At 72.4% G+C, this 18949-nt stretch carries 20 protein-coding genes; 7 read left to right on the top strand and 13 right to left on the bottom strand.

Annotated features, from left to right (window positions below; translation table 11 throughout):
• Positions 1 to 14: 14 nt before the first annotated feature.
• The 5 genes from OG994_RS30750 to OG994_RS30730 all read right to left on the bottom strand — a co-directional run bounded on the left by OG994_RS30750 (position 15) and on the right by OG994_RS30730 (position 4949).
• Positions 15 to 824 carry an alpha/beta hydrolase gene (locus OG994_RS30750; protein WP_120330474.1) on the bottom strand — a complete coding sequence of 270 codons (810 nt, stop codon included), beginning with the start codon at positions 822 to 824 and terminating at the stop codon, positions 15 to 17.
• 67 nt (positions 825 to 891) lie between these two features.
• On the bottom strand, positions 892 to 1218 hold the full coding sequence (locus OG994_RS30745) for a hypothetical protein (protein WP_120330473.1): 327 nt from the start codon (positions 1216 to 1218) through the stop codon (positions 892 to 894).
• 38 nt (positions 1219 to 1256) lie between these two features.
• A complete protein-coding gene (locus OG994_RS30740; RefSeq protein WP_328851754.1) occupies positions 1257 to 3047 on the bottom strand; it encodes a 3-hydroxyacyl-CoA dehydrogenase family protein in 1791 nt (596 codons plus the stop codon).
• 254 nt (positions 3048 to 3301) lie between these two features.
• Complete coding sequence (locus tag OG994_RS30735; protein ID WP_328851753.1) at positions 3302 to 4366, bottom strand: alpha/beta fold hydrolase; 1065 nt, start codon at positions 4364 to 4366, stop codon at positions 3302 to 3304.
• 166 nt (positions 4367 to 4532) lie between these two features.
• Complete coding sequence (locus tag OG994_RS30730; protein WP_328851752.1) at positions 4533 to 4949, bottom strand: FHA domain-containing protein; 417 nt, start codon at positions 4947 to 4949, stop codon at positions 4533 to 4535.
• 274 nt (positions 4950 to 5223) lie between these two features.
• Between OG994_RS30730 and OG994_RS30725 the strand changes: the two genes are divergently transcribed.
• A complete protein-coding gene (locus OG994_RS30725; protein ID WP_328851751.1) occupies positions 5224 to 6720 on the top strand; it encodes an aldehyde dehydrogenase family protein in 1497 nt (498 codons plus the stop codon).
• A gap of 19 nt (positions 6721 to 6739) precedes the next feature.
• Here the strand turns inward: OG994_RS30725 and nucS are convergent, their stop codons facing one another.
• Positions 6740 to 7399 (bottom strand): endonuclease NucS, encoded by a 660-nt coding sequence (gene nucS / locus OG994_RS30720; protein ID WP_120330566.1) that lies wholly within the window; start codon positions 7397 to 7399, stop codon positions 6740 to 6742.
• Between the two features lie 71 nt (positions 7400 to 7470).
• On the opposite strand from nucS, the gene OG994_RS30715 reads away from it, so the two are divergent.
• Positions 7471 to 8088: a DUF4126 domain-containing protein gene (locus OG994_RS30715; protein ID WP_328851750.1), complete on the top strand. Its 618-nt coding sequence runs from the start codon at positions 7471 to 7473 to the stop codon at positions 8086 to 8088.
• Between the two features lie 58 nt (positions 8089 to 8146).
• Here OG994_RS30715 and OG994_RS30710 read toward each other — a convergent pair whose 3' ends face one another.
• On the bottom strand, positions 8147 to 8743 hold the full coding sequence (locus tag OG994_RS30710; protein ID WP_328851749.1) for a hypothetical protein: 597 nt from the start codon (positions 8741 to 8743) through the stop codon (positions 8147 to 8149).
• Positions 8744 to 9253: 510 nt separating this feature from the next.
• Here OG994_RS30710 and OG994_RS30705 point away from each other — a divergent pair.
• Entirely contained in the window at positions 9254 to 9550 is a 297-nt protein-coding gene (locus OG994_RS30705) for a DUF1540 domain-containing protein (RefSeq protein ID WP_120330466.1), read from the top strand.
• Between the two features lies 1 nt (position 9551).
• On the opposite strand, the gene OG994_RS30700 is transcribed toward OG994_RS30705, so the two are convergent.
• The gene (locus OG994_RS30700; RefSeq protein WP_328851748.1) at positions 9552 to 11558 is read right to left on the bottom strand and encodes a protein meaA; all 2007 of its coding nucleotides are present in this window, start codon (positions 11556 to 11558) and stop codon (positions 9552 to 9554) included.
• Positions 11559 to 11709: 151 nt separating this feature from the next.
• Between OG994_RS30700 and OG994_RS30695 the strand changes: the two genes are divergently transcribed.
• Positions 11710 to 12558, top strand: coding sequence for an ABC transporter ATP-binding protein (locus OG994_RS30695; protein WP_328851747.1), 849 nt, complete (start codon positions 11710 to 11712; stop codon positions 12556 to 12558).
• The gene (locus OG994_RS30690) at positions 12555 to 13400 is read left to right on the top strand and encodes an ABC transporter permease (protein WP_120330463.1); all 846 of its coding nucleotides are present in this window, start codon (positions 12555 to 12557) and stop codon (positions 13398 to 13400) included. The genes OG994_RS30695 and OG994_RS30690 overlap by 4 nt, the downstream gene beginning before the upstream one ends.
• A gap of 58 nt (positions 13401 to 13458) precedes the next feature.
• Here OG994_RS30690 and OG994_RS30685 read toward each other — a convergent pair whose 3' ends face one another.
• Complete coding sequence (locus tag OG994_RS30685) at positions 13459 to 14307, bottom strand: 3-hydroxyacyl-CoA dehydrogenase family protein (protein ID WP_120330462.1); 849 nt, start codon at positions 14305 to 14307, stop codon at positions 13459 to 13461.
• A gap of 80 nt (positions 14308 to 14387) precedes the next feature.
• The gene (gene murA, locus OG994_RS30680) at positions 14388 to 15827 is read right to left on the bottom strand and encodes a UDP-N-acetylglucosamine 1-carboxyvinyltransferase (protein WP_120330461.1); all 1440 of its coding nucleotides are present in this window, start codon (positions 15825 to 15827) and stop codon (positions 14388 to 14390) included.
• Here murA and OG994_RS30675 point away from each other — a divergent pair.
• Together OG994_RS30675 and OG994_RS30670 are read left to right on the top strand one after the other, a co-directional pair.
• Complete coding sequence (locus tag OG994_RS30675) at positions 15826 to 16398, top strand: cob(I)yrinic acid a,c-diamide adenosyltransferase (RefSeq protein WP_120330460.1); 573 nt, start codon at positions 15826 to 15828, stop codon at positions 16396 to 16398. The genes murA and OG994_RS30675 overlap by 2 nt on opposite strands.
• Positions 16374 to 16793, top strand: a complete 420-nt coding sequence (locus OG994_RS30670) for a VOC family protein (RefSeq protein ID WP_328851746.1) — start codon at positions 16374 to 16376, stop codon at positions 16791 to 16793. Before OG994_RS30675 ends, OG994_RS30670 begins: the two co-directional genes overlap by 25 nt.
• Positions 16794 to 16799: 6 nt before the next feature.
• Here the strand turns inward: OG994_RS30670 and OG994_RS30665 are convergent, their stop codons facing one another.
• From OG994_RS30665 to OG994_RS30655, 3 genes are all read right to left on the bottom strand, one after another.
• Positions 16800 to 17255 carry a DUF2550 domain-containing protein gene (locus OG994_RS30665; RefSeq protein WP_328851745.1) on the bottom strand — a complete coding sequence of 152 codons (456 nt, stop codon included), beginning with the start codon at positions 17253 to 17255 and terminating at the stop codon, positions 16800 to 16802.
• Between the two features lie 12 nt (positions 17256 to 17267).
• Complete coding sequence (locus tag OG994_RS30660) at positions 17268 to 17552, bottom strand: F0F1 ATP synthase subunit epsilon (protein ID WP_120330457.1); 285 nt, start codon at positions 17550 to 17552, stop codon at positions 17268 to 17270.
• 73 nt (positions 17553 to 17625) lie between these two features.
• Positions 17626 to 18762: an LCP family protein gene (locus tag OG994_RS30655; protein WP_120330456.1), complete on the bottom strand. Its 1137-nt coding sequence runs from the start codon at positions 18760 to 18762 to the stop codon at positions 17626 to 17628.
• Positions 18763 to 18949: the final 187 nt, after the last annotated feature.

Here is an 18949-nt window from a genome sequence, read left to right as displayed (position 1 = left end):
GGCCCACCGCCGGATCAGTCGGCCCGCCGCTGCGGCGGGCCCGGCACCGGTCGGTCGGCGAACGAGGCGACCGTCCGGTCGGCGTACGCGCTGACGTCGCCGGTCTCCATCGGGCCGTCCCACGTCGTGGGCAGCGGGACGGGCACCGACGGGTTGACCCGGCGGACCACCTCGTCGAGGACCCGTTCGGCGTCACCGACCCAGAGGTGCTTGGCGCCCGGCACCCCGATCACCTCGGCCTGCGGCACCACCGCGAAGCGCTCCCGCGCCTCGGCCGGACGCAGGTAGTCGTCGAACTCCGGCACCAGCGCCACCAGCGGCCGGCCGGAGCCCGCCCACTGCGCCAGGTCGTCGGGGGTGGAGTAGCGCAGCGGCGGGGAGAGCAGGATCGCGCCCGAGACGGCCGGGTCGCAGCCGTACTTCAGCACCAGGTCGGTGCCGAACGACCAGCCCAGCAGCCAGATGTTCGGCAGCTCGTGGAACTCGGCGTACTCGATGGCGGCGGCCACGTCGTAGCGCTCGCCCACGGCGTTGTCGAAGGCCCCCTCGCTGGTCCCCCGGACGCTGCTCGTGCCCCGCGTGTTGAACCGGAGCACCGCGACGTCGGCCAGGGCCGGCAGCCGCCACGCGGCCTTGCGGAAGACGTGGCTGTCCATCATCCCGCCGTGGGTCGGCAGCGGGTGTAGGCAGACGAGGGTGGCCGCCGGCTCGCGGTCGACCGGACGGGCCAGCTCACCGACCAGGCGCAGCCCGTCGGCGGTGTGCAGCTCGATGTCCTCCCGCTGCCCGGGGAGGATGGACGACGCGCGGATCGGTGTGCTCACCGGTCAAGTCTGGCGCGAAGTCGCCCCCGCCGCCCGCCCGGGGAGGAATCAGCGTGATCCAGATCGCTCAGCCGTAGCGGGGCGCGCCGCGCCCGCGCTGGATCACCGGGCCCCGGCGGTCCCGGGCCCGCCAGCAGCCGCTGTGCCAGTGCCGGCGGTCGCTGAGGTCGCCCCGGCCGTCGGCCGGCCAGGCGACCACGTGTGCCACCCCGGGACGGATCTCCTGGTCGCAGCCCGGGCAGCGGTACGTCTTGACCGAGGCCCCGCCGCTGATGCCGCGCACCTGCCAGTCGCCGTCGCGCCACTGCTGCACCGACGCGACGCCCTGGCGTACCCGGTCGGTGTCCAGGTGCGGGGCGTCGTCCCGGCGGGGACGGTTGCGACGGGGACTCACGTCGTCAAGGGTACGGGCGGCCGGGGGCGACCCCGGGATCAGCGGTGGGTGTGGTCGCGGAAGCCCCGGCCGGTCTTGCGCCCGAGGTAGCCGGCGGTGACCAGGTGTTCCAGCAGCGGCGCGGGCGCGAAGCCCGGCTCGCGGAGCTCCAGGTAGAGCTCCCGCTGGATGGCCAGCGCGACGTCCAGGCCGACCACGTCGAGCAGCTCGAACGGCCCCATCGGGTAGCCGCAGCCGAGCTTCATGGCGTTGTCGATGTCGTCGGCCGTCGAGTAGCTCGCCTCCAGCATCTTCACGGCGTCGTTCAGGTACGGGAACAGCAGCGCGTTGACGATGAACCCGGAGCGGTCGGCGCACACCACGGCGGTCTTGCCGAGCGCCGCGCAGACGGCGCGGGCCGTGGCGACGGTCTCCGGCGACGTACGGATCGTCCGCACCACCTCGACGAGGGGCATGATCGGCGCCGGGTTGAAGAAGTGCAGCCCGATCACGTCGGCGGGCCGCTGGGTGGCCATCGCCACCTCGATCACCGGCAGCGACGACGTGGTGGTGGCCAGTATGACGCCCGGCTTGCAGATCTCGTCCAGGCTCGCGAAGAGCGCCTTCTTCACGCTCAGCTCCTCGACCACCGCCTCGACCACCAGGTCGACGTCGGCGAGGTGCTCGAGCGTGGCCGACCACGTGATCCGGCCGAGCGCGGCGTCCCGGTCGTCCTCGCTGACCTTGCCGCGTACCACGCCCTTGTTGAGCGAGGTCTTCACCGCCTCGCAGACGCTCGCCGACTTCTCGGCGCCCCGGGTCACCGAGACGACCTCGTACCCGGCCTTCGCGAAGACCTCGATGATCCCGGTGGCCATCGTCCCGGAGCCGACGACGCCGACCTTCGTGATGCCGCGCGCGCCGTCGGCGAGCGCGGCCGCGTCGGCCACCGGCGTCGCCTCGTCCGGTACGACCACCGGCGAGCCGGGCCGCTCGTAGGTGTAGAAGCCCCGGCCGGTCTTCCGGCCGAGCAGCCCGGCGGTGACCATCTGCTTGATCAGGGGCACGGGTGCGTGGCGGCGGTCCCGCCCGCCGCGCCGGTACATGGTGTCGAGGATCTCGTACGCGGTGTCCACGCCGATAAGGTCCATGAGCGCGAGCGGGCCCATGGGCAGGCCGCAGCCGAGCTTCATGGCGGCGTCGATGTCCTCCCGGCTGGCGTAGTTCGACTCGAACATGGCCACCGCGTGGTTGAGGTAGCCGAACAGCAGCGCGTTCGCGATGAAACCGGCGCGGTCGTTGATGGTCACGTCGACCTTGCCGAGCCGGGCGCAGAGCGCCTCCACGTCGGCGACCACGTCCGGCGAGGTGACCACCGTCCGGACGACCTCGACCAGCTTCATCACCGGCGCCGGGTTGAAGAAGTGGATGCCGATGACCTGGTTGGGGCGGCTGGTCGCCACGGAGATCTCGGTGACGCTCAACGACGACGTGTTCGTGGCGAGGATGGCGTCGGGCTTGCACACCCGGTCCAGCTCGGCGAAGATCCGCTGCTTGAGGTCGAGGTGCTCGGGAACCGCCTCGATCACGAGGTCGACCGTGTGCAGGGCGTCCAGGCCGGCGGCGAACCTGACCCGGCCGAGCAGGGCGTCCCGGTCGGCCGGCGCGAGCTTGCCCTTGGCGACCGCCCGGTCGGTGGAGCCGGTGAGGGTGGCCCGGCCGCGCTCCAGCGCCGCCTCGGAGACCTCCACGGCCACCACGTCGATGCCGCTGCGCGCGAAGACCTCCACGATGCCGGCACCCATGGTGCCCAGCCCGACAACGCCCACGCTGGTGAACTCGCGCGCCACGACCGGCCTCCCCAAACACTCCGTACGGCCGCATGAACGGCCGCTAAGGTTATGCGCGCGAGTCTGCCATGCGACGCTGCGTTGTCGAGACGCCGTGGCCTATTTCACCCACCCCGTCCCATCCGACCCCCGCCTCCCCCGACGGCTCTCCCCGTCGATCATGACGTTGTCGTCGGCCTCGTCGGCGTGTCGCGGCAGTAACCTCATGATCGCCGGGGCAAGAGCCAGGGCAGGGGCCGGCTGGCCGGGCGGGGTCACGGGGTGGGGACGGTGGTCAGGGACAGCAGCTCGGCGACGAACTCGTCCGGCCGCTCCAGGTGCGGGCTGTGCCCGCAGCCGGGGAGCACCACCTCGCGGTAGACGCCGCCGGCGTGCGCGTACCGCTCCAGCACCGCCCGGGTCTGCCCGATCATCGGCTGCGGCGGGCACTCCGCCGCGCCCGGCCAGCCGGGCACGGCGCCGAGCGAGCCGAGGTACGCGAGGTCGAAGAGCGAGGTGTCGGAGACGATCACGTCGGCGTCGCCGCGCACCCAGGTGATGGGCGGTTTCGGGGCGACGGCGACCAGATCGTCCGCGATCCGGAACCAGGTCGGCGCCAGCGCGTTCAGCACACCCCGCTCGCCCGGTGCCGTGCCGGGCCAGTTGGCCGAGGCCACCGCCGTGCCGGGGTAGTTGTCGTCGCCGGTCGCCGTGGACAGGATCGTGTCGAGCAACAGCTCCTCGTCCGCGCCGAGCGACGCCGGGTCCGCCACGTAGGCGGCGCGCAGCACGGCCCGCGGACTGGTCGGGGCGTCGTCGCCCCGGTCACCGGCCGCCAGCCGGGCCACGAAGTCCGGGTTCGCGGTGCCGGCGCCGGTGCCCGCGAAGTCCGGGGTGGTGGGAGTGCCGGCCAGGTCCCGGGTGCCGCCGAATCCGTACGGGGACACGGGAGCGGCGAGCAGCAGCCCGGAGAACCGGTGCGGGTGGTCGACGAGCAGCGTCATGGCCACTCCCCCGCCGAGCGAGTGCCCGACCACGACCGGGCGGGCGTCCGCGGCGCCGAAGAGCGCCGGCTCGTCGAGCAGGGCCGCCACGTCGTCGGCGAAGTCGCGCAGCCCGCGGGTGGCGTCCACCGGCGCGGTCTGCGTGTCGCCGTAGCCGCGCAGGTCGGGAGCGACGACGCGCATCGTGTCGGGCAGGCGCCGGACCAGCGGCTCCCAGAACGCCGCCGAGGAGCAGTTGCCGTGCACGAGCAGCACGGGTACGCCGTCCGGCGGCCCGGCCACCCGTACCGACTGGGTGATGCCGTTGGCCGTGACGACGCGCTGCTCGCTCCTCATCCGCGGCATGCTGCCACCCGGCCGGGCGGCCGTCCATGTGGCGTCGCCCCACCCGCGACCGCGCGGAGATGTGGCCGGTCACCGGCCCCGGCGACCCGGCGGGACATGTTCCCACCGCCGAACGCGACGGCGGGGAGGCCCGGCATGGCGGGCGTCGCCGCCCGCCTCAGCGGAGCGCGGGAGGCGCCGGCAACGGCAGCGGCAGCGTGGGCCGGTGGTGGTCCCGCCGGGACGTGCCGAGGCGAAGCCCGACCGGGTCGGTACGGGCCACGCCCGGGTCGAAGAACCGCAGCTCGGTACGCCCGAGCCGGATCACGTCGCCGTCGGCCAACTGCTCCACGCCGGTGATCCGCCGGTCGTTCACCCAGGTGCCGTTGGTCGAGCCGAGGTCACGCAGCGAGGCGCCCTCCGGCGCCAGCCAGACCTCGGCGTGACGGCGACTCAGGTGCGGGTCCGGTACGACGATGTCCGCCGTCGGCGCCCGGCCGATCGTCTGGGCGTCGGCCCGCAGGCGGACACTGGCCCCGCGCATCGGTCCGCCCGCGATCGTCAACAACGGCAGCAGTTGCGGATACTCCTCCATGGACAGTCCACCCTCCCACCCACACCGTCACTCCCCGCGCCAGCGTGCCATCAGACGGTAGTCGCGTTCCACCGCCTGGCGGACACCTCCGCCTCTCCGGCCGGCCAGCTTCCGATCACCGGATCGGCGATGGTCGACCGGCACCCCGTCGTGCGGTCGGGCGTCGACCGCCGGGCGGGCCCGCTGCCGAGGTGCCGGCGGTGGCGCGACGGGGCCCCGCCGGCCAGGGGTCACAGGGCTACCGGCGAGTAATGCTCGGGTCTAGACTTCCGCCATGACGGCTGTCCATGTGCCCGGCGCCCCGGTCATCGATCACGGCACGCTGATCTCCACCAGCCCCGCCACCGGTGACGAGGCCGGGCGGTTCCCGGTCGCCACGCCCGCCGACGTCACGGAGGCGGTGGATCGGGCCCGGTCCGCCGGGCAGTGGTGGGCCGGTCTCGGCTTCACCGGTCGCCGGGAGCGGCTGCTGCGCTGGCGCGCACAACTCGCCCGCCGGATCGAGGAGCTCGCCGACCTGGTGCACCGGGAGGGTGGCAAGCCGATCGCGGACGCCGTCGTCGAGATCGTCACGGCCGTCGAACACATCGACTGGGCGGCGCGCAACGCCCGCCGGGTGCTCGGCCCGCGTCGGGTCCGGTCCCGGCTGATCCTCGCCGAGTTCTCCGGCCACCTGGAGTACCAGCCGTACGGGGTGGTCGGCGTCATCGGCCCGTGGAACTACCCGGTCTTCACACCGATCGGCTCGATCGCGTACGCGCTGGCCGCCGGCAACGCCGTCGTCTTCAAGCCCAGCGAGTACACGCCGGCCGTCGGGCAGTGGCTGGCGGACAGCTTCGCCGAGGTGGTGCCCGAGCAGCCGGTGCTCACGGCGGTTCACGGCCTCGGCGACGTGGGCGCGGCACTGTGCCGCTCCGGCGTGGGCAAGCTGGCCTTCACCGGCTCCCCGGCCACGGGCCGGAAGGTGATGGCCGCCTGCGCCGAGACCCTGACCCCCGTGCTCGTGGAGGCGGGCGGCAAGGACGCCATGATCGTCGACAGCGACGCCGACCTGGACGCCGCCGCCGAGGCCTGCGTCTGGGGTGCCCTGACCAACGCCGGGCAGACCTGCATCGGAATCGAGCGGGTCTACGCGGTCGAGCCGGTCTTCGACGCGTTCGTGGAGAAGGTGGTCGCCCGGGCCGGCCGGCTCACCGTCGGCCCCGACGGCGAGGACATCGGCCCGATCACGATGCCTGCCCAGCTCGACGTGATCCGCCGGCACATCGACGACGCGCTGGCCCGTGGCGGGCGGGCCGTGCTCGGCGGGGCCGATGCGGTGCAGCCGCCGTACGTGCGGCCGACGGTGCTGGTCGACGTCCCCGAGGACTCGGCCGCCGTGCGGGAGGAGACGTTCGGGCCGACGCTCACCATCAACCGGGTACGCGACGTGGACGACGCCGTCGCGAGGGCCAACGCCCTCCCGTACGGCCTGGGCGGCTCGGTCTTCGGCCGGCGCCGCGCCGTGGCCGTGGCCCGGCGGCTGCGGTCCGGGATGGCCTCGGTCAACTCCACCCTGACGTTCGCCGGGATGTCCACCCTGCCGTTCGGCGGCGTCGGCGAGTCCGGCTTCGGCCGGATCCACGGCGAGGACGGGCTGCGCGAGTTCGGCCGGGCCAAGGCGATTACGCGCCGGCGCGCCCGGTCGCTGCTGCCGTCGATGACGTTCGAGCGCACCCCCGCCGACGTGGCCCGCCTCGTCAAGGTGATCAAGACGCTGTACGGACGCTGACGGGCCGCCGGCGGGCGGGTCAGAACAGGGTCAGCTCGTCGCGCTCGATGCCGCGCAGCTTGTCGTAGTCGACCACCACGCAGCGGATGCCCCGGTCGGTGGCGAGCACCCGGGCCTGCGGCTTGATCTCCTGGGCGGCGAACACCCCGGCCACGGGGGCGAGCAGCGGGTCGCGGTTGAGCAGTTCCAGGTAGCGGGTGAGCTGCTCCACGCCGTCGATCTCGCCGCGCCGCTTCACCTCGACGGCGACCGTGCCGCCGTCGGCGTCCCGGCAGAGCAGGTCCACCGGCCCGATGGCCGTCATGTACTCCCGGCGGATCAGCGTGTAACCCTCACCGAGGACGCCCGGGCTGGCGGCCAGCAGCTCCTGGAGGTGCGCCTCCACGCCGTCCTTGCGGAGGCCCGGATCGACGCCCAGGTCGTACGAGGTGTCCTGGAAGATCTCCTCCAGGGTGATGCGCAGCTCCTCACCGGCCTTGTTGACGACCCGCCACACACCCGGGGCCTCCTCCAGCCGGCAGGGCGGGCTCATCCAGTTCAACGGCTTGTACGCCCGGTCGTCGGCGTGGATCGAGACCGACCCGTCCGCCTTCACCATGAGCAGCCGGGTGGCCGGCGGCAGGTGGGCCGAGAGCCGTCCGACGTAGTCCACCGAGCACTTCGCAATCACCAACCGCACCCGACGAGGGTAGCGGAGGAGCCCCGGTTCGCCGGCGAGCGGCACTGGCGTGCCGGTGGGATGCTGAGACGGTGCTCGAACTCCTCACCGGCACCGGCCTCGCGGCCTCGGCGGGCCTGAACGCCTACATTCCCCTGCTCACCATGGGTCTGCTGGCCCGGTACACCGACCTGGTCGACCTGCCCAGCGGCTGGACCTGGCTGGGTGACGGCTGGGTCCTGGGCATCCTCGCGGCGCTGCTCGCCGTCGAGGTGGTCGCCGACAAGGTGCCGGTCGTCGACCACGTCAACGACGTGGTGCAGACGGTGGTCCGGCCGACCGCCGGCGGCCTCGCGTTCGGCGCGGGGTCGACCGCCGAGACGGTGACGGTGAGCGACCCCGGCACGTTCTTCTCCTCCCACGAGTGGGTGCCGGTGGCGATCGGCGTGCTCATCGCCCTCGGCGTGCACCTGCTCAAGTCGGCGGCCCGCCCGGTGGTGAACGCCACGACGGCGGGGGTCGGCGCCCCCGTGGCCAGCACGGCCGAGGACGCGACGAGCGTGCTGATGTCCGTGGTGGCGATCCTCCTGCCGGTGCTGGTGCTGCTCTTCCTGGTCGGGCTGGTCGCCGTCGTCCTCTGGTTCCGGCGCCGCCGCGCCGACCGCCGGCGGGAGCGGCGGGCCGCGCGCGCGGCCGGTTTCCGGGTGTAGGCACGACACTGGCCGGCACCCCGAGGGGGGTGCCGGCCAGCGTGTGGTCGTGCGATTGTCAGCTGTTCCAGTACTGGGCCACCAGGTCAGCGGCCTGCTGCTCCCACTGGGCGTAGGCGTCCGGGTACGCCGACACCTGCACCGTCTGCGCGGCCTCGGTCAGCGGCATGTCCTGCCAGCCGTCGACCTGCTTCAGACCCTTGAGGAACGCCATCGTCGAGTACTCCGGATCGGTGATCTGCTCCGGCGTACCCCAACCCGAACTCGGGCGCTGCTGGAACAGGCCCAGCGAGTCGTGGTCGTTGGCGTCACCCAGGTGGCCCAGGTTCTCCAGCTTCGACTCCTGCAGGCTCGTCGCGATCGCGATGACCGCCGCCCGCTCGTCCATACCGGACTTCTTCGTCGCCGCGATGATCGCCTTGACGTTCGCGGTCTGCTCGTCGTTCAGCTCGATACGCGACTGCGCACCCTGGGTGCCGTGCGGGATCAGCTTCGCCGTGTCCACGCCCGGCTTGTCCGCCTGCAGCACCGCCACCGGCCGCGCGTCGACCGCGTGGTGCTCGTTGGTGTGGGCCGCGATCGGGCCACCGACCACGCCACCGGCGAACGCCAGACCAGCGATACCGAGCACGCTCTTCCGCAGGATCGTGTTCATGACAAGCTCCTTCGGGGGTTGACAGCCACGCGACCGGGGGGTTGGGCACGCGGCTGTAAGCACCTCGTCGGGCGCTCGAAGACTCGGGGGATATCCGTGACCGGCTCGTCGGCCGTCACGGGCGGCCCGCGGGCGGGGGTGCCACACGGCGCCGGGTCCATCTCCAACGACCGGGGTCCCGTCGGCATTCCGCACCGGGCTCGCGGCTCCGCGGCCCGACCGGCGTCCTCCCTCGGCCGTCGGGGATGTCAACGGCCCCGGGCCGCCGACGATTCCGGGCCTCGGGTGCCGCCGGTCACACCGTCGAAGCGGACATGCCGGCGGAGGTTGGCCTGTTGTGGGGCGGCGGTCCGCCCGCCGTACCGGACACCGGCCCCCGGGGCGGCGGATCACCCGGAACCGGACAGACGGTGGGTGACTCCGCGAGACCGTCGCGCGCGCGTGTCACGGATCGGTCGTGATAATCAGGGCGAAAACATAGAATCGGGCAAAAGGCCAGAGGAGGTCGGCATGACCGCAGCCATGCAGATGCCGCGCGTCGAGGAATGTGTGGTCGCCGCCTGCGCGTACAACCACACCGGTGACTGCCACGCCTTCGCCATCACGATCGGCAGCGCCGACCACGCCCACTGCCACACGTTCGTGGAGATGCCGGTACGCGCCGGTGTGGCCGAGATGGTCGCCCAGGTCGGCGCGTGCCAGCGGGCGGACTGCCGGCACAACGAGCAGCTGGAGTGCCGCGCCCCGGCGATCCGCGTCGGCCCGGACAACGACATGGCCGACTGCATGACCTACGACGAGCGCTGAGTCAGGTCAGCCCGTTCGCCTCGCGGATCACCGTCACCAGCTCGTCGACGATGCCGGTCAGGGCGAAGTCCTTCGGCGTGAAGACGCGGGCCACGCCGGCGTCTCGCAGCTGCGCGGCGTCCCCGGCCGGGATGATGCCCCCGACGACCACCGGCAGGTCACCCCGCCCCGCGGCACGCAACCCGTCGAGCACCGCCGGGACGGCCGCCAGGTGCGAGCCGGAGAGGACCGAGAGCCCGACGAGGTCGATGTCCTCCTCGACGGCGGCCGCCACGATCTGCCCCGCGGTCAGCCGGATGCCCTGGTAGATCACCTCGAAGCCGGCGTCGCGGGCGCGTACCGCGATCTGCTCGGCGCCGTTGGAGTGGCCGTCCAGGCCGGGCTTGCCGACCAGCAGGCGCAGCCGGCCGCTGCCCAACTCCCGCGCGGTCGCCGCGACCCGGGCCCGCACGGCGGCCAGCCCTCCGTCGGCACCCGCGGTGCCGGCGCCGGCCAGGCCGGTCGGCGCCCGGTACTCGCCGAAGACCTGGCGCAGCGCCCCGGCCCACTCCCCCGTGGTCACGCCGGCCCGCACGCACTCCAGCGTCGCCGGCATCAGGTTCGTGGCCGTCGCCGCGTCGGCCCGCAGCCGCGCCAGCGCGGCGTCCACCGCTCCCGCGTCCCGCCCGGCTCGCCACGCACGGACGGCGCTCGCCGCCTGCGCCTCCACGGCCGGGTCGACCTGTTCGATCGCCTGCGCGCCGGCCGCGGTCAGTGGAGACGGCTCGGTCTCGGTGAACCGGTTGACGCCGACCACCACATCCGCGCCCGACTCCATCCGGCGGCGCCGCTGCGCGAGCGAGGCGACCAGGGCGCTCTTCAGGTAGCCGGTCTCCACGGCGGTGACCACGCCGCCCATCTCCAGCACCTTCTCCAGCTCGACCCGCGCCCCGGCCACGATCTCGTCCACGAGCGCCGTCATCACGTGGGAGCCGGCGAAGAGGTCGGGGTACTCGAGCAGGTCCGACTCGTACGCGAGCACCTGCTGCATCCGCAGCGACCACTGCTGGTCCCACGGGCGGGGCAGGCCCAGCGCCTCGTTCCACGCGGGCAGCTGCACGGCGCGGGCCCGGGCGTCGCGGGAGAGCGTGACGCCGAGCATCTCCAGCACGATCCGCTGGACGTTGTTCTCCGGCTGCGCCTCGGTGAGGCCCAGCGAGTTGACCTGCACCCCGTAGCGGAACCGGCGCTGCCTCGGGTCGGCCACGCCGTACCGGTCCCGGGTGATCTCGTCCCAGAGCGCGCCGAACGCCCGCATCTTGGCGATCTCCTCGACGAAGCGCACCCCGGCGTTGACGAAGAACGAGATGCGCTGCACCACGTCACCCATCCGCTCGGCGGGCACCTGACCCGCGTCCCGGACGGTGTCGAGCACCGCGACCGCGGTGGCCAGCGCGAACGCCACCTCCTGCACGGGCGTGGCGCCGGCCTCCTGGAGGTGGTACGAGCAGATGTTCACCGGGTTCCAGCGCGGCATCTCGCGCAGCGTGTACGCGATGACGTCCGCCGTGAGCCGCAGCGACGCCGCCGGCGGGAAGATGTGCGTCCCCCGGGACAGGTACTCCTTGATGATGTCGTTCTGCGTCGTGCCGGCGAGCCGGGCCCGCTCCCCGCCCTGCTCGACGCCGACCGTGGCGTAGAGGGCGAGCAGCCACATGGCCGGAGCGTTGATGGTCATGGACGTGTTCATCTCGGCGAGCGGGATGCCGTCGAACAGCGCCCGCATGTCACCGAGATGGGCGACCGGGACACCCACCCGCCCCACCTCGCCGGCGGCGAGCTCGTGGTCCGGGTCGTACCCGGTCTGGGTGGGCAGGTCGAAGGCGACCGACAGGCCGGTCTGCCCCTTGGCCAGGTTGCGGCGGAAGAGGGCGTTGGTCGCGGCGGCCGAGCTGTGCCCGGCGTACGTGCGCATCACCCACGGGCGGTCGCGCTCCGGCAACCGGCCCGGGAGACCCTTCTCGTCCATGGCCGGAGTCTAAGTTACCGTTCAGTCACTTGGGCTGTGGAAAATTACACAGGTCCATGGAGGGGACGCCCGGGCCCGAAGGGCGTGACATGGGCGCGACCACCACACCCCGCCCGCCGCTCGGCCTCCGTCACGAAGCACACTTGACGGCATGGATGACGAGCTGGCGATCTCCGTACGGGGGCTGCGCAAGGCGTACGGCGACAACGTCGCGGTGGCCGGCGTCGACCTCGACGTCCGCCGTGGCGAGGTCTTCGCCCTGCTGGGCCCCAACGGCGCCGGCAAGACCACCACGGTGGAGATCCTGGAGGGCTACCGCCGGCGCGACGCCGGCGAGGTACGCGTCCTGGGCAGCGACCCGGCCTCGCCGGCCCCGGACTGGCGCTCCCGCGTGGGCATCGTGCTCCAGGGCACCGGCGAGTTCGACGAGCTGACCGTGGCCGAGGTGGTGCGGCACTTCGCGGGCTTCTACCCGGACGCCGACGACCCGGAGAAGGTGATCGAACGCGTCGGTCTCGGCGACAAGCGGCGGGCCCGCACGCACTCCCTCTCCGGCGGGCAGAAGCGCCGGCTCGACGTGGCGCTGGGCATCATCGGCCGGCCCGAACTCCTCTTCCTCGACGAACCGACCACCGGCTTCGACCCGGAGGCGCGCCGGGACTTCTGGGAACTGATCCGCGACCTGGCCGCCGCCGGCACCACGATCCTGCTCACCACCCACTACCTCGACGAGGCGGAGGCCCTCGCGGACCGGGTCGGTGTGATCGCCGGCGGGCAGGTGGTGGAGGTCGCCGCGCCGGACCAGTTGGGCAACCGGCAGGCCGCGCTGGCCACGGTCTCCTGGCGTACGCCCGAGGGGGCGCTGGAGAGCGCGCAGAGCGCGACGCCGACGGCGTTGGTCGCGGAGCTGGCCGCGCGCTTCGGCGGCGAGGTGCCCGGCCTGACCGTGACCCGGCCGACCCTGGAAGACGTCTACCTCACGATGATCGGACACCGATGACGACCACCACCTCGAAGCCGGCGACCCGCCCCGCCGTCCCGACCCGGCGGGTCGGACCGGTCGCGCTCGGTCTGCGGCAGGGCCGGCTGGAGATCACCCAGTTCCTGCGCAGCCGGGAGTCCGTCGTCTTCACGATGGGCTTCCCGGTCATCATGATCCTGATCTTCGCGGCGATCTTCAACGACGAGATCGCGCCCGGGGTCAGCTACACCCAGTACTTCATCACCGGGATGATCGCCACCGGCCTCATGACGGTGAGCTTCCAGAACCTCGGCATCTGGATCCCCATCGAACGGGACCGCGGGGTGCTCAAGCGCTACCGGGGCACGCCGATGCCGAAGTGGGTGTACTTCGCCGGCAAGGTGATCATGGTGGTGGCGATCGGTGTCGCCGAGACGCTGCTGCTGCTCGCCGTCTCGGTCGCCTTCTTCGACCTCGACCTGCCCTCGACCGCCGGGCGCTGGCTCACGTTCGGCTGGGTGGCGGTGCTCGGCGTGACCGCCTGCACCCTCTGCGGCATCGCGATCTCGTCACTGGCCCGCACCGCGCGCAGCGGCTCGGCCGTCGTCACCCCGGTGGCGCTCGTGCTGCAGTTCATCTCCGGGGTGTTCTTCGTCTTCACCGAGCTGCCCACGTGGATGCAGCAGGTGGCGGCGCTCTTCCCGCTCAAGTGGATGTGCCAGGGGCTGCGGGCCGTCTTCCTGCCGGACAGCTTCGGCGCACAGGAGGCGGGCGGCTCGTTCGAGCTGGGCCGCGTCGCCGTGGTCCTCGCCGCCTGGTGCGTGATCGGCCTGGTGCTCTGCCTGACCACGTTCCGCTGGACCACGCGCCGCGACGGCTGACGGCGCACGAAGGGCCCCCTGCTGCCGCCGCGCGGCAACAGGGGGCCCTTTCGCACGATCAGTACGTGTAGAAGCCCTTGCCGGTCTTGCGGCCGAGGTCACCCGCGGTGACCATGCGCTGGAGCAGCTCCGGCGGGAAGAACTTCTCGTCGGCCGTGTCGGTGTAGATGTTCTTCGCCGCGTGCAGCAGCACGTCGACGCCGGTCAGGTCCGTGGTGGCCAGCGGGCCCATGGCGTGACCGAAGCCCAGCCGGCAGGCGGTGTCCAGGTCCTCGGCCGAGATGACACCGGACTCGACCAGCTTGACCGCCTCCACGACGAGGGCGGCGATGAGGCGGGTGGTGACGAACCCGGCGATGTCCCGGTTGACCACGACCACCGTCTTGCCGATCTCCTCGGCGAACGCCCGGGCGGTGGCCAGCGCGGCGTCGCTCGTCTTGAAGCCGCGGACCAGCTCGCAGAGCTTCATCATCGGCACCGGCGAGAAGAAGTGGGTGCCCACCACCGACTCGGGGCGCTCGGTGACCGCGGCGATCTGGGTGACGGGAATGGCCGAGGTGTTGGTGGCGAGGACCGCGTCGGCCTTGCAGATCTTGTCCAGCGCCCGGAAGACCTCGTGCTTGACCTCCAGCCGCTCGAAGACCGCCTCCACGACGATGTCCGCGTCGGCCGCGGCCTCCAGGTCGGTGGTCGGGGTGATCCGCCCCAGGGTCGCCTCGACCTCGGACGCCTCGATCTTCCCCTTCTCGGCGAACTTCTCCAGCGACCGCCGGATGCCGTCGATGCCCCGGCCGGTGGCCGCGTCGTCCAGGTCCCGGAGCGTCACCTGCCAGCCAGCCTGCGCCGCCACCTGGGCGATCCCGGAGCCCATCAGCCCGGCCCCGACGACCGCGAGTCGACCCGCCATCTGTTCTCTCCCTCGCCTGATTGGGTGTCTGCCAGCACCCTAGTCGGCGAGCTAAACGACGGCTAAGCCGTGGTCGGCGCTCAGATGGTGAGGTCCGGCTCCTCCGGCGCCGTGCCGCGCTCGACCTCCACGCCGAGCGCCCGCAGATCGGCCACGAAGTCCGGGTATCCCCGGTCCACGTGGTGCACGTGGGACACCTCGGTGACCCCGTCCGCGCAGAGCCCGGCGATGATCAGGCCGGCGCCGGCCCGGATGTCGGTGGCGCGCACCGGCGCCCCGGAGAGGCGCTCGCGGCCGCACACCAGCGCGTGGTGCCCGTCGGTCTTGATGTCGGCCCCGAGCCGCATCATCTCGTTGGCGAACATGAACCGCCCGTCGAAGATGTTCTCGGTGATGAGCGAGGCACCCTCGCTGACCGCGGCGAGCCCGATGGCCATCGGCAGCAGGTCGGTGGCGAAGCCGGGAAAGGGCAGCGTGACCACGTCGACCGCCGCCGGCCGGTCGTCCATCCGGATGCGGAACGCGTCCGCCCGGGTCTCCACGAGCCCGCCCGCGGCGACGAGCTTGTCGAGCGCGACCTCCAGGAAGGCCGGGTCCGCCCCGGTGACCGTGACGTCCCCCCGGGTCATGGCGGCACCGAACGCCCAGGTGCCGGCCACGATCCGGTCGCCCACCGTGGCGTGGCGCACCGGCCGCAGCGCGGGCACCCCCTCGATGTGCAGGGTGGAGGTGCCGGCGCCGGAGATCTGCGCCCCCATCTGCTGGAGCATCGTGCAGATGTCGACGATCTCCGGCTCCCGGGCGGCGTTGTCGATCACGGTGGCGCCGCGGGCCAGCACCGCCGCCATGACGAGGTTCTCCGTGGCGCCCACGCTCGGGAAGTCCAGCATGATCTCGGCGCCGTGCAGGCCGTGCGGCGCGGACGCGATGACGAAGCCGTGCTCCCCGGAGATCTCCGCGCCCATCCGGGTGAGCCCGGAGATGTGCATGTCCAGCCCGCGCGAGCCGATGGCGTCACCGCCCGGGTGGGCCACCCGCACGTACCCCCGGCGGGCCAGCAGGGGCCCCAGCACGCAGATGGACGCGCGCAGCCGGCGCACCAGGTCGTAGTCGGCGTCCGTGCCGGGCTGCTCGGGCACGTCGATGGACACCGACCGGGACCGCGCGACCCCGCCGCGGGCCACCATCGGGTCCACCGGGTCGTCGGCGTCGAACCGGACGTCGCAGCCGAGCCGGCGCAGCACCTCCCCCATGATCGCGATATCGGTGATCCGGGGGACGTTGGTGATCACGCTGCGGCCGGGCGCGAGCAGCGCGGCGGCCATGAGCTTCAGCGCCGAGTTCTTCGCGCCGACCACGTGCACCGTCCCGGCCAGCCGGGCGTCACCGCGGACCCGGATGACGTCGACGTCGTTGACCGCCGGATCACCCGCGTCGCCGGGACCGACCGTGGCCGGCCAACCGGGGGCGTCCGGCCGGGCCGGGATCGTCAGTTCCGGTATCCGTAGGCTGTGCGTCATGGCCGTCCACCTCACGCGCATCTACACCAGGGCCGGCGACGCCGGCACGACCAGGCTGAACAACAACGAGCAGGTGCCGAAGACCGATCCACGCATCGCCGCGTACGCCGACGTGGACGAGTGCAACGCGGCGATCGGCGTCGCGCTCGCCCTCGGCCAGCTCGACGACGACCTGCGGGCGGTCCTCGGGTCGATCCAGAACGACCTCTTCGACGTGGGAGCCGACCTCGCCACCCCGGTGGAGCCGGAGCCGAAGTATCCGCCGCTGCGGGTCACCGAGGAGTACGTGGAGCGCCTCGAGAGCTGGTGCGACGAGTACAACGCACGCCTGCGCAAGCTCGACTCCTTCGTCCTCCCCGGCGGCACCCCGGGTGCCGCGCTGCTGCACGTGGCGCGGACCGTCGCCCGGCGGGCCGAGCGTGCGGCATGGGCGCTGGTCAGCCACGACCCGGAGCGGACCAGCACTCTCCCGGCCAAGTATCTCAACCGGCTCTCGGATCTGCTCTTTATCCTGTCAAGAACGGCAAATCCGGCCGGAGATGTGGTATGGGTCCCCGGAGGGGAGCGCTGACCGGCGGGTTGCACCACGTCGAGGTGTGGGTCCCCGATCTGGCCGCCGCCGAACGTGCCTGGGGCTGGCTTCTCGGCGAGCTGGGCTGGACGCCCTTCCAGAAGTGGCCGGCCGGCCGGTCCTGGCGGCTCGGCCCGACGTACCTCGTGCTGGAGGAGTCACCGGCGATGCGCGGGCGGCGGCACGACCGGCTGGCACCCGGCCTGAACCACCTGGCCTTCCACGCCGGCCCGCCCGCCGCCGTGGACCGGCTCGTCGCGGCCGCGCCGGCGTACGGCTGGACGCTGCTCTTCCCGGAGCGGCACCCGTACGCCGGCGGCCCGCAGACGTACGCGGCCTACCTGGCCGACGGCGAGGGCTACGAGGTGGAGCTGGTCGCGGCCGTCGACCGGTGACCGAGGTCAGGCCGCGGGCCAGTCCTGGGACGCCAGACGCGGCGAGACCGCCCCGGGTGGGGCGGCCTCGAGCCAGGAGAGGAAGCCGGTCACGGTGGACCGCGCCATGGCGATCTCGACCGGAGCGTGGTGACTGGTACAGCGGAGGATCACCCAGTCGGCGGGCATCGAGAGCCGCTCCTGCCCCTCCGGAAGTCGCCGCCGCTCGACCGCGAGCCCCTTGCGGGTGAGCACCCGCTTCGGGCGGAGCGCGAAACTGAACATCCGGTACCAGCGGAGCTCGTCGCCGACGAACCGGCCGAAACCGGGAGACCAGCCGCGGCCGTCGAGCAGCGTGGAGACCCGGACGCTGCACCGGATGGTGCCGCCGCTACGGGTGAAGAGGGCCCGCCGGACGAAGAGGATCAGGAGCGCGCCGATGACGGCGGCGATGCCGATTCCGATCCCTTCGACGATCTCCATCGGCGGTGACGGTCAGCGGCTCTGCGCGGCGGAGACGGGGGTCGCGGACTCGGCGAGGATCGTGACACCCTCACCGGTGACCGAGAGGAAGCCGCCGGCCACCTCGTAGGAGACCTGCTCGCCACCGGGGAGCTTGATGCGTACCTGCCCGGGCTCGGCGAGCTGGCCGAGCAGCGGCGCGTGCCCTGGCAGCACACCCAGCTCGCCCTCGGTCGTCCGGGCGACGACCATCTCGGCCTCGCCGGACCAGACCTTCTCCTCGACGGCTACGAGCTCGACGTGAAGCTGCTGTGCCACGCTGTCTCCTTGCTGCGGCGGCGGGATGGGCAAATTCTAGTCCCGCCCCGCCCGGGTCCCCCACGCGGGTGGACTACTTGGTCTTGTTCTGGAACTCCGGGTGCTCCAGCAGGAACGGGTCGAGCTGCTCGTTCCGCAGGGCGGTGAAGAAATCGTCCACCTCCGGCTTGAACCGCTCCCCCTTGTACGTCTTGCCCTCGTAGACCGGCCCACCCGGCAGCTTGACCATCTGGATGGTGTTGGGCCGGATGTCCTTGAGCGCGAGGGCGAAGTCGAGGACGCTGTTGCCCCGCCCGTTGAAGATCAACGACTGGCCGGCGGCGCGCAGCACCCGGTCCAGCTTGATCGGGTTCGTGACCACGTCGGCGCTGAACGCCTGGCCGACCATCGCCTTGATGAACTGCTGCTGGTGGCGTTGCCGGCCGTAGTCGGCGTCCGGGACGCCGTTCTTCGGGTAGCGCTGCCGGACGTAGTCCAGCGCCTGCCACCCGCTGAGGTGGTGGGTGCCCTTCGTGTACACCGCCTGCGGCCCGACGTAACCCTCCCCGTTCGGGTTGGGCGCGCGGTGCGTGCCGTCGGGCTGCCGGTGCTCGGAGCGCACGTCCCGCTCGATGTACATCGTGACGCCGCCCATGGCGTCGACGATCTTCTGGAAGCCCGTGAAGTTGACGATCGCACCGGCGTCGAACCGCTCGATGCCGGTGACCTGCCCGACGGTGGTCGCCAGCAGTTCGAAGCCGCGGGCCGCGTCCGGGTTCTGCCCGGGCACCCGACTGCCGAACGACATGGCGGCGTTCAGCTTCGTGGTCTCGCCGGGGAAGTCGGCCTTCTCGAACGGGGGGATGTCGACGTAGAGGTCGCGCGGCACGGAGAAGAGGTACGCCCGGTCCATCGAGGCCGGCACGTGCAACACCATGATCGAGTCGGCCAGCGGCGGGGTCTCCGGCTTGCGCGGGTCGATGCCGACCAGCAGGATGTTCAGCGGCCCCTTGATGTCGCTCTTGCGCGGCGTCGCACCGGAGGCCTGGTCGCCGAAGAGGTCCGCCTTGCCGACGGCGCCCTCGTACCGGGCCGTCAGCACCTCGGTGCCGACGAGCACCGCGCCGCTGAGCACCATGAGCACGGTGCCGAAGATGGTGCAGACCTTCGCCCAGCGCGGGACACCCCGCCAGATGGACCGCTTGCGGCCGTTCGTTCCGGCCTTCGCCACGACACTCTCCGTCCGTCACGCCGCATCCTGTCGAGGAATACGGCGTGGATCATCAAAAGTTTGCACCGATCCACGTTGACCCGGTGAGGCGCGATGAACGGTACCTCGCGTCTGCGCCTGCGCCGACCGGTGGAAACGGATCAGCGGGGACGGTAGCGCCCGAAGATGAACAAAAGGCCGCCCCGGC

Origin of the sequence: Micromonospora globbae (genome assembly GCF_036184225.1) — a bacterium.
GTDB classification, from domain to species: domain Bacteria; phylum Actinomycetota; class Actinomycetes; order Mycobacteriales; family Micromonosporaceae; genus Micromonospora; species Micromonospora globbae.
This window is presented reverse-complemented; position numbering and strand designations above follow the sequence as displayed.

What these genes read in the sequence shown, in the direction of transcription:
- OG994_RS30675 (WP_120330460.1), top strand. Translation starts at nt 15,826, where the DNA reads ATGGCCGTCCACCTCACGCGCATCTACACCAGGGCCGGCGACGCCGGC.
- OG994_RS30665 (WP_328851745.1), bottom strand. Translation starts at nt 17,255, where the DNA reads ATGGAGATCGTCGAAGGGATCGGAATCGGCATCGCCGCCGTCATCGGC.
- OG994_RS30730 (WP_328851752.1), bottom strand. Translation starts at nt 4,949, where the DNA reads ATGGAGGAGTATCCGCAACTGCTGCCGTTGTTGACGATCGCGGGCGGA.
- OG994_RS30690 (WP_120330463.1), top strand. Translation starts at nt 12,555, where the DNA reads ATGACGACCACCACCTCGAAGCCGGCGACCCGCCCCGCCGTCCCGACC.
- OG994_RS30710 (WP_328851749.1), bottom strand. Translation starts at nt 8,743, where the DNA reads ATGAACACGATCCTGCGGAAGAGCGTGCTCGGTATCGCTGGTCTGGCG.
- OG994_RS30700 (WP_328851748.1), bottom strand. Translation starts at nt 11,558, where the DNA reads ATGGACGAGAAGGGTCTCCCGGGCCGGTTGCCGGAGCGCGACCGCCCG.
- OG994_RS30725 (WP_328851751.1), top strand. Translation starts at nt 5,224, where the DNA reads ATGACGGCTGTCCATGTGCCCGGCGCCCCGGTCATCGATCACGGCACG.
- OG994_RS30695 (WP_328851747.1), top strand. Translation starts at nt 11,710, where the DNA reads ATGGATGACGAGCTGGCGATCTCCGTACGGGGGCTGCGCAAGGCGTAC.
- OG994_RS30670 (WP_328851746.1), top strand. Translation starts at nt 16,374, where the DNA reads ATGGGTCCCCGGAGGGGAGCGCTGACCGGCGGGTTGCACCACGTCGAG.
- murA (WP_120330461.1), bottom strand. Translation starts at nt 15,827, where the DNA reads ATGACGCACAGCCTACGGATACCGGAACTGACGATCCCGGCCCGGCCG.
- OG994_RS30735 (WP_328851753.1), bottom strand. Translation starts at nt 4,366, where the DNA reads ATGAGGAGCGAGCAGCGCGTCGTCACGGCCAACGGCATCACCCAGTCG.
- OG994_RS30705 (WP_120330466.1), top strand. Translation starts at nt 9,254, where the DNA reads ATGACCGCAGCCATGCAGATGCCGCGCGTCGAGGAATGTGTGGTCGCC.
- OG994_RS30685 (WP_120330462.1), bottom strand. Translation starts at nt 14,307, where the DNA reads ATGGCGGGTCGACTCGCGGTCGTCGGGGCCGGGCTGATGGGCTCCGGG.